Source organism: Sphingobium sufflavum (assembly GCF_021403115.1).
In the GTDB taxonomy this organism is placed as follows: Bacteria; Pseudomonadota; Alphaproteobacteria; order Sphingomonadales; family Sphingomonadaceae; genus Sphingobium; species Sphingobium sufflavum.
The window spans coordinates 244,085-258,655 of record NZ_JAJSSH010000001.1 but is presented as its reverse complement, the minus strand read 5'-3'; the positions used below and the strand labels follow the sequence as shown (position 1 = coordinate 258,655).

The 14,571-nt window shown below is 67.7% G+C and carries 17 protein-coding genes; 12 read left to right on the top strand and 5 right to left on the bottom strand.

The features are described from left to right. Nucleotides 1-9 precede the first annotated feature (9 nt). The 3 genes from LWE61_RS01370 (at nucleotide 10) to LWE61_RS01360 (ending at nucleotide 2,788) form a co-directional block, all read left to right on the top strand. A complete protein-coding gene (locus LWE61_RS01370) occupies nucleotides 10-513 on the top strand; it encodes a nuclear transport factor 2 family protein (protein WP_234148085.1) in 504 nt (167 codons plus the stop codon). Between the two features lie 26 nt (nucleotides 514-539). Beyond that, a complete protein-coding gene (locus LWE61_RS01365) occupies nucleotides 540-2,135 on the top strand; it encodes an SMP-30/gluconolactonase/LRE family protein (protein ID WP_234148083.1) in 1,596 nt (531 codons plus the stop codon). Between the two features lie 137 nt (nucleotides 2,136-2,272). Continuing rightward, on the top strand, nucleotides 2,273-2,788 hold the full coding sequence (locus LWE61_RS01360; RefSeq protein WP_234148080.1) for a nitroreductase/quinone reductase family protein: 516 nt from the start codon (nucleotides 2,273-2,275) through the stop codon (nucleotides 2,786-2,788). 236 nt (nucleotides 2,789-3,024) lie between these two features. Here LWE61_RS01360 and LWE61_RS01355 read toward each other — a convergent pair whose 3' ends face one another. Together LWE61_RS01355 and LWE61_RS01350 are read right to left on the bottom strand one after the other, a co-directional pair. Then, the gene (locus LWE61_RS01355; RefSeq protein ID WP_234148077.1) at nucleotides 3,025-3,438 is read right to left on the bottom strand and encodes an EthD domain-containing protein; all 414 of its coding nucleotides are present in this window, start codon (nucleotides 3,436-3,438) and stop codon (nucleotides 3,025-3,027) included. A 93-nt stretch (nucleotides 3,439-3,531) separates the two neighbouring features. Continuing rightward, entirely contained in the window at nucleotides 3,532-4,260 is a 729-nt protein-coding gene (locus LWE61_RS01350; RefSeq protein ID WP_234148074.1) for a peptidylprolyl isomerase, read from the bottom strand. A 175-nt stretch (nucleotides 4,261-4,435) separates the two neighbouring features. Here LWE61_RS01350 and LWE61_RS01345 point away from each other — a divergent pair, with 175 nt between their 5' ends. Further along, on the top strand, nucleotides 4,436-4,963 hold the full coding sequence (locus LWE61_RS01345; RefSeq protein ID WP_234148072.1) for a sterol desaturase family protein: 528 nt from the start codon (nucleotides 4,436-4,438) through the stop codon (nucleotides 4,961-4,963). Nucleotides 4,964-4,985: 22 nt separating this feature from the next. On the opposite strand, the gene LWE61_RS01340 is transcribed toward LWE61_RS01345, so the two are convergent. Continuing rightward, nucleotides 4,986-5,195 (bottom strand): hypothetical protein, encoded by a 210-nt coding sequence (locus LWE61_RS01340; protein WP_234148070.1) that lies wholly within the window; start codon nucleotides 5,193-5,195, stop codon nucleotides 4,986-4,988. Nucleotides 5,196-5,591: 396 nt separating this feature from the next. Between LWE61_RS01340 and lgt the strand changes: the two genes are divergently transcribed. From lgt to pgeF, 3 genes are read left to right on the top strand one after another with little or no spacing between them, the layout of a single operon-like run. Continuing rightward, nucleotides 5,592-6,467 (top strand): prolipoprotein diacylglyceryl transferase, encoded by an 876-nt coding sequence (lgt, locus tag LWE61_RS01335; RefSeq protein ID WP_234148067.1) that lies wholly within the window; start codon nucleotides 5,592-5,594, stop codon nucleotides 6,465-6,467. Nucleotides 6,468-6,525: 58 nt separating this feature from the next. Further along, nucleotides 6,526-7,524, top strand: coding sequence for a class I SAM-dependent methyltransferase (locus LWE61_RS01330; protein ID WP_234148589.1), 999 nt, complete (start codon nucleotides 6,526-6,528; stop codon nucleotides 7,522-7,524). After that, complete coding sequence (gene pgeF, locus LWE61_RS01325; RefSeq protein WP_234148066.1) at nucleotides 7,521-8,312, top strand: peptidoglycan editing factor PgeF; 792 nt, start codon at nucleotides 7,521-7,523, stop codon at nucleotides 8,310-8,312. The genes LWE61_RS01330 and pgeF overlap by 4 nt, the downstream gene beginning before the upstream one ends. Before the next feature lie 14 nt (nucleotides 8,313-8,326). On the opposite strand, the gene LWE61_RS01320 is transcribed toward pgeF, so the two are convergent. Both LWE61_RS01320 and LWE61_RS01315 read right to left on the bottom strand, forming a co-directional pair. Further along, on the bottom strand, nucleotides 8,327-8,896 hold the full coding sequence (locus LWE61_RS01320; protein WP_234148065.1) for a hypothetical protein: 570 nt from the start codon (nucleotides 8,894-8,896) through the stop codon (nucleotides 8,327-8,329). 94 nt (nucleotides 8,897-8,990) lie between these two features. Beyond that, the gene (locus LWE61_RS01315; RefSeq protein WP_234148064.1) at nucleotides 8,991-9,662 is read right to left on the bottom strand and encodes an HAD family hydrolase; all 672 of its coding nucleotides are present in this window, start codon (nucleotides 9,660-9,662) and stop codon (nucleotides 8,991-8,993) included. A 99-nt stretch (nucleotides 9,663-9,761) separates the two neighbouring features. Here LWE61_RS01315 and LWE61_RS01310 point away from each other — a divergent pair, with 99 nt between their 5' ends. The 5 genes from LWE61_RS01310 to LWE61_RS01290 all read left to right on the top strand — a co-directional run bounded on the left by LWE61_RS01310 (nucleotide 9,762) and on the right by LWE61_RS01290 (nucleotide 14,537). After that, nucleotides 9,762-10,868, top strand: coding sequence for an MlaE family ABC transporter permease (locus tag LWE61_RS01310; RefSeq protein WP_234148588.1), 1,107 nt, complete (start codon nucleotides 9,762-9,764; stop codon nucleotides 10,866-10,868). Further along, nucleotides 10,865-11,749, top strand: coding sequence for an ABC transporter ATP-binding protein (locus LWE61_RS01305; protein ID WP_234148063.1), 885 nt, complete (start codon nucleotides 10,865-10,867; stop codon nucleotides 11,747-11,749). Before LWE61_RS01310 ends, LWE61_RS01305 begins: the two co-directional genes overlap by 4 nt. Beyond that, nucleotides 11,749-12,711, top strand: coding sequence for an MlaD family protein (locus LWE61_RS01300; protein ID WP_234148062.1), 963 nt, complete (start codon nucleotides 11,749-11,751; stop codon nucleotides 12,709-12,711). Before LWE61_RS01305 ends, LWE61_RS01300 begins: the two co-directional genes overlap by 1 nt. Before the next feature lie 5 nt (nucleotides 12,712-12,716). Next, the gene (locus LWE61_RS01295; RefSeq protein WP_234148061.1) at nucleotides 12,717-13,340 is read left to right on the top strand and encodes an ABC-type transport auxiliary lipoprotein family protein; all 624 of its coding nucleotides are present in this window, start codon (nucleotides 12,717-12,719) and stop codon (nucleotides 13,338-13,340) included. A 255-nt stretch (nucleotides 13,341-13,595) separates the two neighbouring features. Continuing rightward, nucleotides 13,596-14,537 (top strand): alpha/beta hydrolase, encoded by a 942-nt coding sequence (locus LWE61_RS01290; protein ID WP_234148059.1) that lies wholly within the window; start codon nucleotides 13,596-13,598, stop codon nucleotides 14,535-14,537. Nucleotides 14,538-14,571 lie beyond the last annotated feature (34 nt).

The window sequence follows — 14,571 nt, the reverse complement described above, 5'->3', positions numbered from 1 at the left end:
AGGACGAGGATGACCGATTTCGTGACCGCTGAATGCGGCGTGCGTCAGCTTTACGCGCGCTTCGTCGACGCCGTCTGGCGCAAGGACGACGCGGACTTTGCCGCCCTGTGGGCCGAGGATGCCGAATGGAAGATCGCCACCCTGCATTTCCGTGGGCGTGAGGAAATCCGCTCGGCCTTCGCCCGCCTGCTGGGCGCATGCCAGCGGGTGCAGTTCCTGCCCGGTCCGGTCCTCCTCGACCTCGCCCCCGACGGCACGGCGACGGGGCGGGTCAACTGCACCGAACTGGCAAAGCTGGCCGCCGGCGGCCAGGGTATGAACATCGGCGTCTATCACGACCGCTATGTCGAACAGGACGGGCGCTGGCTGTTCCAGGTCAAGCATTTCAGCCTGCACTACAGCGGCCCGGTCGACCTTTCCGCCGAATTTGTCGCGGAGTCGCCCGATTTCGGCTCCTTCCCCAATTTCCCCGCCCCCGACCAGCCGACCTATACGCGGCGGGCGCAGGCATGATCCTACAGGCATAAGGAAGACCCCGCATGTCAGTGCAATCCGGACGCTACAAGGCCGCAACCGCTCCCGCCCTGGCGGACGGATGGACCCTCGAACGGCTGACCCAGCCCAGCCGCCTGCACGGCGCCAACGGCATGCGGACCGGTCCCGACGGGCGCATCTATGTGGCGCAGGTCGCGGGCAGCCAGATCAGCGCCATCGACCCCGACACGGGCGAGATAGAGATCATCAGCCCGATGGGCGGCGGCATCATCGCGCCGGACGACCTTGCCTTCGATGACGCGGGCAACCTCTATGTCACCGAAATCACCGAGGGCCGCGTCTCCATGCTGGCGCCCAACGGCACGACCAGTGTGGTCTATGGCGAATCGCCGGTGGCCAACCCCATCACCGTGCATCAGGGCCGCCTGATCTCCGGCGAGTGCCGCCCCGGCGGCCGCATCCTGGAACTGGACCGCAACGGCAGCGCGCCGCGCGTCATCCTGGCCGATGCGCCCATGCCCAACGCGTTCGAGATCGGTCCCGACGGCAAGCTGTATTTCCCCGCCATGGCCACCAACCAGATCATGCGGATCAGCCTGGACGGCGGCGAACCGGAAGTGGTCGCCAGCGATCTGGGCCTGCCCGATTCGGTGAAGTTCGATTCCAAGGGCTTCATCGTCTCCACACAGGTCGCCAGCGGGCAGGTGCTGCGCATCGACCCGCGCACCGGCGACAGGACCGTGCTGGCGGAGATTGGCGCGGGCCTCGACAATTGCACCTTTGTCGGCGACCGATTGTTCGTGTCGGGCATCCCCGGCCATATCCACGAGATCGTCGCGCCGGGCGATGCGCGGCCGCTGGTGGAGAAGGGCCTGCAATGGCCGCTGGGCCTTGCGGTGAACGAGGATGGGGCGCTGTTCGTCGCGGACGGCGGCTTCGACTATACACTGCGCGCGGGCGGGACGCTGGAACTGGCGGGGATGCTCTTCTCGCCCGGCTTCCCCGGCTTTACGCGCGGTGTGGCCGCCAGCGGTCCGGGCGAATATGTGGTGACGACCGCCAATGGCGAGGTCGCCCGCTTCTGGCCCGCCCGGTCGGAGAGCGAGCCGATCGGCACCGGCTTCGCGCAGTTGATGGACGTGGCGGTCGCGCCCGGTGGCGCGGTGGTCATCGCGGATTATGACGCGGGGCGGATCATCGCCCTGGAATCGGGGGAGACGCGCGAACTGGCGTCCGGCCTCGACCAGCCGATGGGCGTCGCCATCGGCGGCGACGGCACCGTCTATGTGGCGGAGGCCGGCGCGGGCCGCGTGGTCCGGCTGTCGGGCGGCCGGGCGGAGACGGTGCTGGACGGCCTCGGCCGACCGGAGGGCCTGACCATCGCGGGCGACCGGCTGTTCGTCGTGGACACACTGACCAAGGAACTGGTGGCGTTCGACACGGGCGGCGGTGCGCGCAGCACCATCGCCTCCGCCCTGCCGGTCGGCGCGCCTGCGGGCGTGGTGCTGCCCCCCGCCAAGCCGGTCGGCACGCTGGCGGGACCGATGACCCCCTTCACCGGCATCGCGCTGGGCGGCGACGGCACCCTCTATGTCGCGGGCAATGCGGAAGGCAGCGTGCTGGCGCTCCGCCAGCTCTGACGCGGATGGGCGGGGGCGCGATCCCCGCCCCACCCCGGCCCGTGCGCCCGCCCTCCATGCGACCGGCGGCGCGCATTGCCCCTTGCCAGCCCCGCCGGATTGGGATGCAATGCGGCGAACCAGCCGCAGGAGAGAGCATGAGCGACGACTCATCCGCCACCATTCGCGAAAGCCGCAAGGACTTCATCGAGGAACATCGCGACGCTTATCTGCGCTCCGGCGGGGTGGAGGGGCATATCCTGGACATCACCGCCGTCGGCGGCCATCCCTTCACCACCCATTTAATGATCAAATATGTCGGCCGGAAAAGCGGCAAGACCTTCATCACGCCGCTGATCTATGGCGACATCGGCGGCGAGGTGGTGATCGTCGCGTCAAAGGGCGGGGCGGACCATCATCCCGCCTGGTACCTGAACATCCGCGACAGCGCGCAGGTGGACTTTCAAATCGCCACCCAGGCCTTTCGCGCGACATGGCGTGAACCGCAGGGGGCGGAGCGGGCCAAGGTGTGGGCCTTCATGGTCGACGCCTTCCCCTCCTATGCGGGCTATCAAGCGTCCACGGACCGGGAGATACCGCTGGTCATGATGAAACCGGTCGAGGCGATCGCGCTGTTCCGCGAAGAGGATGCGACGGGCAAGCGGCAGTTCTGAGGCGGTTCGGGCGGGGCGGGCCTGTCGCGGCGTCACACCGCGATGGCCGGGACGTGTCCGGTTATGCGCCCGCGTCGCCGTGCGCGATCCCGATGACGACGGGCGCGGGGCCACGCCGGGCGATGACATGATGCAACGCCCGACCCTCCCGCGCTCGATCATTGTCGGGGCGGATGGCATCCTCTGCCGGCTCCGATCCGGCTCCAGCCGGCGAATGGCCCCGCCCGTCGCCGCGCTCAGGCGCGATAGTGCACTTCGACCGTCGTGGCCTCGCCATTCGGCCCCATGGGTGAATCATATTCGACCACGGAGCACACCGGGTTGCTGTGGGAGGCGAACAGCCGGGCCTCATCCTCCTTGATCGCGGGCAGGCGGGCGGGATCGCCGATCACCTTCTGCGAATTTTCGAAATCCTCGCGGCTGTTCCACCAGATTTCCATGATGCAGTCGAAACCGGGGTCGATCACCTCGCCCGTCACCGGGTTACGCTCCGGCGTCAGGTAACGGCGAACGTAGCGCACGGCGTTGGGGATGGACGGCGACCGACCCATCTTCCTCGACAACTGGCTGTGCTGATTCTCATAATAGTCGAGGAACTCCTCCATGGTCATGGCCGGGTTCTTTCGGAAAAAGCATATCTGCTTGAACATGCCCACTCTCCCATCGGGTTTTCGCCCCACCGTCCAGCGGCGGCCCGGCGCTGTCAAGCGGCGGAGACGGGCGGGCAGCCCTGACCCCCGCCCCTATTTCGCGGGGGCGATGCGGCGGGTGCCGAGGATCTTCACCGGGCTGGCCAGCATCTGCCCCTTCATCACGCCGACGCCCAGATGGGGATTCTTGGCCGCGCCCGCGATGGCGCGCACCACGTCCATCCCCTCCACCACATGGCCGAACACGGCATAGCCCTGATTGTCGCCGCCCGCCGCCGGATTGGCGTCCAGCCCCTCCATCCTGCCGAGGATGATGAAGAAATCGCCATCGGCCGACCCCGGCGCACCGCGCGCCATCGACAGCGCGCCATCGTCATGGGTCAGGCCGGTCTTGCTGGTCGGCTCGTGCGGTACGGGTTTCAGGATGCGCTTGGGATCGTTGCGCGTACCGCCCTGGATCAGGCCGGTGCCGGGATCGGTGGGATAGGTGAAGGCGCGGTAGAAGCTGGTGCCGTCCAGCCGCTTCTGGTCGAGATAGCGCAGGAAATTGGCGCTGGTCAGCGGCGCACGCTCGACCTCCAGCGCGATGGTGATCGTCCCCGCGCTGGTGACGATGGCGACGGGCAGCGTTTTAGGGGACGGCTTGGCGGGGCCCGGCGCGCCGGGCGGGCTGACCGGCGGGATCGGCGCGGGTGGGGACGGCGTGGGGGCCTGTTCAGGCGCCTGTTCAGGGGCCTGTGCGAACAACGGTGCCGACAGGGGCGCAACCAGCGCCGGGATCAGGGAAACCGCCAGCGCGGCCAGGGGGAGCATCCTCTTCATGCGCCCCATCCTATCGCCTTGCCCCCCGGTGGCAAGCGGCTGGCGATGGGTGCGATGGAGAGGGTGGGACATTGGCGCTATCTGCCAACACATGCAAAAGGGAACCGAACAGCGTAACCCCCTTCTCCCTCGCCCCATGGCAATCGCCCGGCCGCATCCCTATAGAGTCCCGACTATGGATGCGTTTGCCCCCACCCTCGGCCTCGCCGCCTTGTTCCTGCTGACGGTCGCGGGGATGGAGGGGTTCGCCTATGTCATGCACCGTTGGGTCATGCATGGGCCGGGCTGGTTCCTGCACGCCAGCCACCATCGTGCGCGCGCGGGATTCTGGGAGGCGAACGACCTGTATTTCGTGATCTTCGCCCTCCCCTCCATCCTGCTTTTGCTGGGCGGGGTACAGTGGGGATGGGGCGCGTGGGCGACCGTCGTGGGGGCCGGGATCGCGGCCTATGGCGCCATCTACCTCGGCTTTCACGACATCATCGTGCATCGGCGGGTCAACCACCGCTATGTCGCGCGCTCGCCCTATATGAAGCGGATCGTGCAGGCGCACCGCCTCCACCATATCGTCGAGACGAAAGCGGGCAATGTCAGCTTCGGCTTCCTGATCGCGCCACGGCCGGAGGCGCTGAAGGCGCAACTGGCGGCGATGCCGGACAAGCGCCTGCGCGCGCCCGCCGCCTCAGCCGCCGCGCAGGACTGACGTCCTGAACGGACCGGACGGATCAGGACCCGTTGGCGGGATAGACCGGATCGACCGGCTGTTCCGGCCATGCCTTGGAAATCGCCTCCGCCACCCGCTCCCCGGCCTCCTCATGCGACGCATAGACCGGGCCGGAGCGTGCCAGCAGGTCACCCTGCGGGTCGCTGCGGATTTCGGCGAAGACATGGCCGGTGGCGGGATCGGTGAGGGTGTCGATGAGAAAACGGGCCATGGCATGCCTCCTGAACTGGGGGTGGAGCAGCGGACGCGCCGCCTGTCGTTACGGCATCAACCGTCGCCGTCGGGCAGGGTTCCGTGGGGCAGGGCCACGAGGAGCATCGTCGGGGGGGCATCTCCATCGCCATCCCCTATCCCTGAAGCGTGATGGCTTTTCCCTGAATCGTCGTGAATCGCCCTTGCGAGCGCCGGGAGCCGCAGGCGGGCCACGCTCAACCCATCACTGGGCCGCCCCATGGGTTGCTTCGCTGCGCTCGCCATGACGAGGTGAGTCTCGCCCATGTCGCCCCGTGCCCTTGCCCGCTCTCACCACCCCGCGCATCGGCGCTTGGGTTGCGCGCCGCCCTGCCCTATGGAGGGGACCTGATGACGATGCGGGACTGAAAACCACGTGACCTCTGCCCTTCTCCTGATTGCGGACGCGGTGCCGCAGGCCATCCAGTTTACCAGCCTCGGCCTCGATCCGGTGGCGCTGGACCTCGGCTTCTTCACAATCAAATGGTACAGCCTCGCCTATCTGGCGGGCATCCTCATCGCCTATTGGTATCTGTCGGTGCTGATCCGCCAGCCGGGCGCACCGCTGGCGCGGCGGCACGCCGACGACATGGTCTTCTACGCCACGCTGGGCATCATCATCGGCGGGCGGCTGGGCTATGTGATCTTCTATAACCCGGAGATTTTCGAGCATCCGCTGGACGTGCTGAAACTGTGGCAGGGCGGCATGTCGCTGCATGGCGGCACGCTGGGCGTGATCCTCGCCATCTGGTGGATGGCGCGGGCGAACCAACTCTCCTTCCTGCGGGTGTGCGACTATATCGCCTGCTGCGTGCCGGTCGGGCTGGGACTGGGGCGCATCGCCAATTTCATCAATGGCGAACTGTGGGGCAAGGCGACCGACGTACCGTGGGCTATCGTCTTTCCGACCGGCGGCGACGTGCCGCGCCACCCCAGCCAGCTTTACGAGGCCGTGCTGGAGGGGCCGCTGATGTTCGCCATCCTCGCCTTCTTCTTCTGGCGCACGGATGCCCGCTATCAGCCGGGCAAGCTGTTCGGCATCGCCGCCCTCACCTATGGCGCGGCGCGGTTCGGGGTGGAATATTTCCGGGAGGCGGACGCGCAGCTGATGGAGTTCGCGCAGCGCACCGGCCTGCACATGGGCCAGTGGCTGACCATCCCCATGCTGCTGATCGGCCTGTGGCTGGTCGCCACCGCCAAGGGTCGCCGCGTGCGGGTGGAGCCGATCGCAGGCGCCAAGAGTGTCGGCTGACACGGCGGTAACACGTCCGGGCGAGGCCATCGCGCGGCGCATCGACGCGGACGGGCCGATGACGCTGCACGACTATATGGCCCTCGCCAACGCCCATTATTATGCGACGCGCGATCCGCTGGGCGCGGGCGGCGACTTCATCACCGCGCCGGAAATCAGCCAGATGTTCGGGGAGATGATCGGCCTGTGGCTGGCCGATCTGTGGGCGCGGGCGGGGCGACCGGCGGTCCAGTATGTCGAGCTGGGGCCGGGCCGGGGCACGCTGGCCGCCGATGCGCTGCGTGCGCTGGCGTCGGCGGGGTGCCACCCCCTTGCCGTGCATCTGGTCGAGACCAGCCCCGTCCTCCGCGCGGCGCAGGCGCGGGCGGTCCCCGACGCGCATTTCCATGACGACGCCGCAACCCTGCCGACCGACACGCCGCTGCTGATCGTCGCCAATGAATTTTTCGACGCCCTGCCCTTTCGCCAGATCGTCCGCACCGATGCGGGCTGGCGCGAGCGGGTGCTGGCCAACGACCGGCTGGAATGGGGCAGGCGCTTCCTGCCGGGGCTGGGCACCGCGGATGTGACCGCGCCCGCCGCCTTTGCCCCCGCGCCGCAGGGTTCGGTGGTGGAAAGCTGTCCCATCGGCGAGGCGATCATGACCACGCTGGCGACGCGCATCGCCGCGCAGGGCGGCGCGATGCTGACCATCGACTATGGCCATGCCGGGCCGGCGGTGGGCGACACGATGCAGGCGGTGCAGGCGCATCGCTTTGCCGACCCGTTCGTGGAACCGGGCGCGCGCGACATCACCGCCCATGTCGATTTCACCGCGCTGGCCGATGCGGCGGTGGCGGCGGGCGTCAACGTCTCCCCCTTGGTGGAACAGGGCGATTTCCTGATCCGGCTGGGCATCGGCGCGCGGTCGGGGATGCTGGCGAAACAGGCCCCCGAACGGCGCGACGAGCTGGTCGCGGCCATGCTGCGCCTGACCGACCCGGCGGAGATGGGGCGTTTGTTCAAGGTGATGGCGGCGGTCGATCCCGACTGGCCGGTGCCGGAGGGGTTTGCATGACGGATGGCGTGACCGATGGGGTGGCCGGTGGCGTGGAGCGACTGACCAGCGCGGCGCTGGACGGGGTGGCGCATGGCTTTCTGGGGCGGCGCGGCGGCGTGTCGACGGGCATCCACGCCGGGCTGAACGTCGGGCTGGGATCGGACGACGACCGGGCGGCCATCCTGACCAACCGCGACCGGGCGCGCGACGCGGTGCTGCCCGGATCGACACTGGTGACGCTGCATCAGGTCCATTCCGCCGATGTGGTGCGGATCAACGCCGCCCTGCCGCTGGACCAACGGCCGGAGGCGGACGCGCTGGTCACCGACCGGCCCGGCCTGCTGCTGGGGGTGCTGACCGCCGATTGCGTGCCGGTACTGCTGGCCGACCGGCAGGCCGGGGTCGTCGGCGCGGCCCATGCCGGGTGGAAGGGCGCGGTGGGCGGCGTGACCGACGCCACCCTCTCCGCCATGGAGGCGCTGGGCGCGGATCGCGGCCGCATCGCCGCCGCAATCGGCCCCTGCATCGGCCGGGCGAGCTACGAGGTGTCGGAAGCCTTCATCACCCCCTTCCTGACCGAAGATGCCGAGAACGCGCGCTTCTTTGGCGCGGGCAAGCCGGGGCACCTGATGTTCGACATCGCCGCCTATGTCGCCGCGCGGCTGGCGCTGGCGGGGGTGGGGCGCATCGACCTGCTGGACGAGGATACCTATAGCCAGCCGGACCGCTTCTTCAGCTTCCGCCGATCCTGCCATCTGTCCGAGCCGGGATATGGGCGGCAAATTTCGCTGATCGGGCTGGGGTAAGACGCTTCAGCTGCCTATTTCTTGCGCTCCCACCACAGGGCGAACAACAGGCTGCTCAGCAGATTGAGGGCGATGCTGGTACTGGCGTCCGACACCCATTGATTGATCGCGAACAGCGGGCCGGAGTTCTTGGGGATCGTCGGCGGTGGGGGCGGGACGATCTCGACCGGAGGAACAGCCGGATTGCCGGAAACGATGGCCCATAGGTCGCGGAAGAAATATTGGGTGTGCAGGGTGAAATAGCGGGGAAACGCCAGTAAGGACTTCGCCTCCTTGCCCATTTCGATATGCCATGCCTCGGCAAGATAGCGCATCATGTCGACATAGCCGAAGATGATGACCCAGAATAACAGGATCAGGATCGGAAGCCTGCGGTCCCCCTCCAGCCACATTAGGGGGGTGCTGAGCGACACAAATGCCACCCCGGCGCACGCAACGAAGAACAGCCACAGGAAAATCGGCGCCGCCTCATAGCAATAGACAAGGGCGGCAGAGAGTATCGCGCCTACGATCATGACGAATATCGCGACGATGATCGAATAGAGCAGGCGCAGGATCACAGCGAGGACAGATGCTTTCTTCATTCCGGCGATTCCCCCTTGCTGTTCTCTGGTAAGCGAAAGGTGCGGGAGAAGTCACCCCGATAGTACACCGGTCATGTGCGTGCAGCGACTCCGCTCACCCCCACTCCACCACCGGCCAGCCCCGCTCCGCCGCCAGCTTCCGCAATGGCGCATGCGGGTTCGCCGCATATGCCTCGTCGGCATAGTCCAGCATCGGCGCGTCCGACACATGGTCGGAATAGGCGCGCACGAAGCAACCGTCGCGCACGAAGCCCTCGCGGATCATCCACGCCTCGATCATGCGCAATTTCGCGCTGTCATAGCAATTCTCGCCCGCGATCCGCGCGCGCAGATAATTGCTGCCCTGCGTCATATGGTCGGTCGCGATCACATGGTCGAAGCCCAGCCGCCGCGCGATCGGCTCGACATAGAGGCGGTAGGAGGCCGATGCGATCACCAGCACCGCGCCCTCCGCCCGGTCCGCCGCGATCTGCGCCAGCGCGCCCGGCCGGATGTTGCGGGCGATCACCCGGTCGGCATAGCGTTCGACATGGGCCTGGATCGCATCCCGGCTGACCCTGTGGCCCATCATCAGCCACTGGTTCCATTCCTTGGCCTGTCGCCGGTCGATCCCTTTCAGCACATAGGCCAGCATGACCAGCCCCACGAAGGGCAGCAGCAGCAGCCGCCACGGCGCGGTCGCCAGCGCCATATGGGTCAGGAAAGCGGCATAGGTTCCGCGTCTCGTAATGGTGCGGTCCATGTCGTAGATCGAAATATGGATCATTGCTGCGGCGCAACCTTTTATGCGTTCAAGCCGTTGATCCCGCCGATGGGCCATTTCGGCTTGCCGCGCAACGCAAAGTGGACCAGTTTCGCCCCGACCATGACCAAGGCCGATTTCACCGAGATTTCCGAGGGCGAAAGCCGCGCCATCGTCCTGACGGGCAGCCTGTCGCTGTCCTGTCTGGGCGATGTCCCCAATCGCCTCGACCGGGTGGACGGCCCCGTCGCCCGCATCGACCTGTCGGGTGCGGAGCATATCGACACGGTCGGCGCATGGATCGTGCGGCGCACGGCGGAGCGGCTGGACGCCGAGGTGGTGGGCGCCAATGCCGACGCCGGGCGGCTGCTGGACGTCGTATCGGGGTTCGAGGAACCGGCCTCCCGCGCGGAAAAGCCGCAGATCGCACCGCTGCGCATATTGGCGCAGGTCGGGGATGCGGTCGTGACGACGGGCCAGACCCTGTACGGCCTCGTCGGTTTTCTGGGCGCGGTGCTGATCTCCGCCTGGACGCTGATCCGCCATCCCAGCCGCTTTCGCGTCAATGCGGTGGTGCAACGGTTCGAGGTCGTCGGCGTCGCGGCGCTGGGCATCATCGGCCTGATGAGCTTCCTGATCGGCGTCGTCATCGCGCAGCAGGGATCGGTGCAGCTCGAACAATTCGGCATGGAGGTGCTGACCATCAACCTGGTCGGCCGCCTGACCTTTCGCGAACTGGGCGTGCTGATGACCGCGATCATGGTCGCGGGCCGGTCCGGCTCCGCCTTTGCCGCGCAACTGGGCACGATGCAGCTCAACGAGGAAGTGGACGCGATGCGGACCATCGGCGTCGCCCCGATGGAGGCGCTGGTCATGCCGCGCATCATCGCGGCGGTGGTGATGATGCCCCTGCTCGGCTTCTACGCCTCCATCTGCTCGATCATCGGCGGCGGCTTCCTGTGCGCCATCGCGCTGGACATCCCGCCCGTCACCTTCGTCCAGCGGCTACGCGAGGTCGTGCCGCTGACCGACATCTGGATCGGCCTTATCAAGGCGCCCGTGTTCGGCCTCATCATCGGCATGGCGGGCTGTTTCCAGGGGTTGCAGGTGCGCGGCAATGCGGAGGAGGTGGGCCTGCGCACCACCGCCGCCGTGGTGCAGGCGATCTTCCTCGTCATCGTCATCGATTCCGTCTTTGCGGTCTTCTTCACATGGATCGGCTGGAAATGAGCGACGGGGACATCATCGCGCAGGCCGACCGCAAGCTGGGCGAGGCGGTGGAGACGAGCGACGTCGCCATCTCCATCCGCGGCCTGAAAAACGCCTTTGGGGAGCAGGTCATCCATGATGGCCTCGACCTCGACGTGCGCAAGGGGGAGATCCTCGGCGTGGTCGGCGGGTCGGGCACCGGCAAGTCGGTGCTGATGCGCTCCATCATCGGCCTGCAAACCCCGGTGGAGGGGGAGATCCAGGTGTTCGGCCAGCCCATGGTCGACAATGACGACGAGGAGGCGCAGCTCGCCATCCGTCGCCGCTGGGGCGTGCTGTTCCAGAATGGCGCGCTGTTCTCCACGCTGACCGTGTCGGAGAATGTGCAGGTTCCGATCCGCGAATATTATCCCAATATCTCCGACGCGCTGCGGGAGGAGATTGCGGGATACAAGATCCGCATGACCGGCCTGCCCGGCGACGCCGCGCCCAAATTCCCCTCCGAACTGTCGGGCGGCATGAAGAAACGGGCGGGTCTGGCCCGCGCGCTGGCGCTCGACCCGGACCTGCTCTTCCTCGACGAGCCGACGGCGGGCCTCGACCCCATCGGCGCGGCGGCGTTCGACGAGCAGACGCGCGAGTTGCAAAGGACGCTGGGCCTGACCTGCTTCCTCATCACCCATGACCTCGACACGTTGCACGCCATTTGCGACCGGGTCGCGGTGCTGGCGGACAAGCGCGTCATCGCGGTCGGCACCATCGACGAACTGCTGGCGACCGACCATCCGTGGATTCAGGAATATTTCAACGGGCCGCGCGGGCGGCTGGCCCACGCCGGATCGACCAGCCTGCGGCAGGCGCCGGCGCGACACGACGATCAAGCAAAGAAGGCGGAAAGCTGATGGAAACCCGGTCCAACCATATCTTGGTCGGCACAGTGACGCTGATCCTGCTGGCGGCCATCGTGATCGCCGCCTTCTGGTTCTCCCGCATCGGGGAGGCCGACAATAATGAATATGACGTCTTCTTCAAATCGTCGGTCAGCGGCTTGGCGAAGGGGTCGGGCGTCTCCTATTCGGGCGTGCCGTCGGGTCAGGTGAAGACCATCGAATTGTGGAAGAAAGACCCCAATTTCGTCCGCGTCCGCATTTCGGTGAACAGCGACGTGCCGATCCTGCAAGGCACCACCGCGACGATCCAGAGCCTGGGCTTTACCGGCGTGTCGGAAATCCAGCTCGACGGCGGCGTCAAGGGCGCGCCGGCCATCGCCTGCCCGGAGGAAGACCCGCTGTCCGCCTGCCCCGAAGGCGTGCCGGTGATCCCGACCAAGCCGGGCGCGCTGGGCCAGTTGCTCAACAACGCGCCGCAGTTGCTGGAGCGCCTCACCACCCTGACCGAGCGTCTGACCGAGGTGCTGAGCGATGATAATCAGGCCAGCATCGCGGGCATCCTGAAAAATACGCAGGTGCTGACCCGATCCCTGTCCGATCGCGGGCCGGAGATTGCCGCGACGCTGGCGCAGGCGCGCATCGCGGTGAAGCAGGCCGGTGACGCCGCCGAACAGATCGGCGAACTGGCGGGCACCACCAACGCCCTGCTGAACAATGAGGGCAAGCCGCTGATGGCGGACCTGCGCGAGACGGTGAAGTCCGCCAAGGGCAGCATGAACGCGCTGGACGCGACCATCAAGGAAGCGCAGCCGGGCGTGCAGGCGTTCAGCCAGCGGACCATGCCGGAGGTCGGCCTGCTGATCCGCGACCTGCGTCGCATGGCGGGCGCGCTCCAGAATGTGGCGGAGAAGATCGACCAGCAAGGGGCAGGCTCCATCATCGGATCGCCCGCGCTGCCGGATTACAAGGAATGACGGACATGACGATGAACGGGAACAGCCCCCTGCGCCGCTCCACCCGCGCCACCCTGCTGGTGGCGGGCCTCCTGTCGGCCACGCTGCTGGGCGGCTGCGTCCGCTTCGGCGCCAAGCCGCCCGCCTCCCTCCTGACCGTGGAGAGCAACGCGCGCGTGGCGCCGGGCACGGTCGCGGCGGCGGACAAGGGCGTGGTGACGATCATCGAGCCGGACGTGCCCAAGGCGCTGTCCACCGTGCGCGTCGCGGTGCGGACCGGCGACACCAGCTTCGCCTATGTGCCAAAGGCCTATTGGGTCGACACCCCACGCAATCTGTTCCGCGCCGTGGTGGCGGAGACGGTGGCGTCGCGCAACAGCGTGCTGGTGCTGGACGGCGGGCAATTTTCCGCCGCCCCCGGCAAGCGGCTGACCGGCGACCTCGTCGAATTCGGTATCGACGCGCGGGCGCGGCAGGCGGTCGTGACCTATGATGCGACGCTGGTCGGGTCGGGCGGTGTCCTGTCCAAGCGGCGCTTCACCGCCACCGCCCCGGTACGCGACATCGATTCCAACGGCGTGGCCCCCGCCATCGGCGTGGCGGCGAACGGGGTTGCGGTTCAGGTCGCGGACTGGCTCAAGACGCTCTGACAGGGCACCAGTCCGGCGGCGGCGTCGGTGTTGCATCCGCCCGAAGCGGCCCCATGGCGCGCGCCGCAGCGCCGCCGCCATAACGCCCTTGCATCGCCCCTGTGTCGACGCCGGTGTGTCGACGCCGGGCCTTGTATCGCAAACGGGACCGATTGGCCGGCCGGGCAAAGATTTTCTCTGGCCTGATCCCGGTCGCTTCTGCTGCATGATCCCCCGCACCGGACCAGTCCGGGCCGGAATGGAGGAAGGTTGAGGATGAGCGAACAGGCCGTCCGCGCAGATGTGCGCGCGTTTCTGGACAGGATGCAGGCCACGCCCCGCCCGCCCTTCACGGCCGAGGTGCTGGCCAAGATTCGCCTGATGCCGCCGGAGATGATGGCCGCGATGGATCGGCCGGTCGGCGATCTGGCGGTCATCCGCGACCTGTCCATCGCCGGGCCGGGCGGGGAGATCGCGCTGCGCCTGTTCGATGCGCGGGCGGATCGGGAGGCCGGGCCGGTGGTCGTCTTCTACCATGGCGGCGGCTTCGTCGTCGGCGGCATCGCGAGCCATGCCGGGCTGGCGGCGGAGATTGCGCGCCAGCTCGACCTGCCCGTCCTCTCCGTCGAATATCGCCTCGCCCCCGAAAACCCCTGGCCCGCAGGCGCGGACGATGCGGAAGCCGCCGCGCGCTGGATCGCGGATAATGGCGCGGCCTTGGGACGCGAGATCACCGGCCTGATCCTGTGTGGGGACAGCGCGGGCGGCAATCTGACCCTCGTCACCGCGCAGGCGCTGCGCGATACCCCCGCCGCCGTGCCGGTGCGGCTGCAATGCGCCCTCTATCCCGGCACCGACCATAGCCGCAAACATCCCTCCCGCGTCACGTTCGCCAAGGGCGTCGGGTTGGATGGGACGGACATGGACCTGTACGACCTGCATTATGCGTCGGACGGGACGCACTGGCGCAGTTCGCCGCTGCTGGGCGACCATCGGGGCCTGCCGCCGCTGCTGCTCGTCACCGCCTCGCACGATCCGCTGCGGGACGAGGGCCGCGCCTATGCCGCCGCCGCCATCGCGGCGGGCGTCCCGACCACCTATCGCGAGGTGGAGGGCACCATCCATGGCTTCGCCACCTATCGCGCCGCGCTGCCCTCCGCGCAGGCCGACCTCACCGCCGTGCTGACGCTGGCGAAGGCCATGATCGCGGAGGGGTAGTTTCCTTCCCTCCTCACCTCTTATCCCGGCGCAA

Excerpts from the sequence above, each read along its gene's own strand:
- LWE61_RS01330 (WP_234148589.1), top strand. The coding sequence starts at position 6,526 with ATGACGCTGCACGACTATATGGCCCTCGCCAACGCCCATTATTATGCG.
- LWE61_RS01340 (WP_234148070.1), bottom strand. The coding sequence starts at position 5,195 with ATGGCCCGTTTTCTCATCGACACCCTCACCGATCCCGCCACCGGCCAT.
- LWE61_RS01350 (WP_234148074.1), bottom strand. The coding sequence starts at position 4,260 with ATGAAGAGGATGCTCCCCCTGGCCGCGCTGGCGGTTTCCCTGATCCCG.
- LWE61_RS01300 (WP_234148062.1), top strand. The coding sequence starts at position 11,749 with ATGGAAACCCGGTCCAACCATATCTTGGTCGGCACAGTGACGCTGATC.
- LWE61_RS01360 (WP_234148080.1), top strand. The coding sequence starts at position 2,273 with ATGAGCGACGACTCATCCGCCACCATTCGCGAAAGCCGCAAGGACTTC.
- LWE61_RS01305 (WP_234148063.1), top strand. The coding sequence starts at position 10,865 with ATGAGCGACGGGGACATCATCGCGCAGGCCGACCGCAAGCTGGGCGAG.
- LWE61_RS01290 (WP_234148059.1), top strand. The coding sequence starts at position 13,596 with ATGAGCGAACAGGCCGTCCGCGCAGATGTGCGCGCGTTTCTGGACAGG.
- LWE61_RS01320 (WP_234148065.1), bottom strand. The coding sequence starts at position 8,896 with ATGAAGAAAGCATCTGTCCTCGCTGTGATCCTGCGCCTGCTCTATTCG.
- LWE61_RS01365 (WP_234148083.1), top strand. The coding sequence starts at position 540 with ATGTCAGTGCAATCCGGACGCTACAAGGCCGCAACCGCTCCCGCCCTG.
- LWE61_RS01315 (WP_234148064.1), bottom strand. The coding sequence starts at position 9,662 with ATGATCCATATTTCGATCTACGACATGGACCGCACCATTACGAGACGC.
- pgeF (WP_234148066.1), top strand. The coding sequence starts at position 7,521 with ATGACGGATGGCGTGACCGATGGGGTGGCCGGTGGCGTGGAGCGACTG.
- LWE61_RS01310 (WP_234148588.1), top strand. The coding sequence starts at position 9,762 with ATGACCAAGGCCGATTTCACCGAGATTTCCGAGGGCGAAAGCCGCGCC.
- LWE61_RS01355 (WP_234148077.1), bottom strand. The coding sequence starts at position 3,438 with ATGTTCAAGCAGATATGCTTTTTCCGAAAGAACCCGGCCATGACCATG.
- LWE61_RS01370 (WP_234148085.1), top strand. The coding sequence starts at position 10 with ATGACCGATTTCGTGACCGCTGAATGCGGCGTGCGTCAGCTTTACGCG.
- LWE61_RS01295 (WP_234148061.1), top strand. The coding sequence starts at position 12,717 with ATGACGATGAACGGGAACAGCCCCCTGCGCCGCTCCACCCGCGCCACC.
- LWE61_RS01345 (WP_234148072.1), top strand. The coding sequence starts at position 4,436 with ATGGATGCGTTTGCCCCCACCCTCGGCCTCGCCGCCTTGTTCCTGCTG.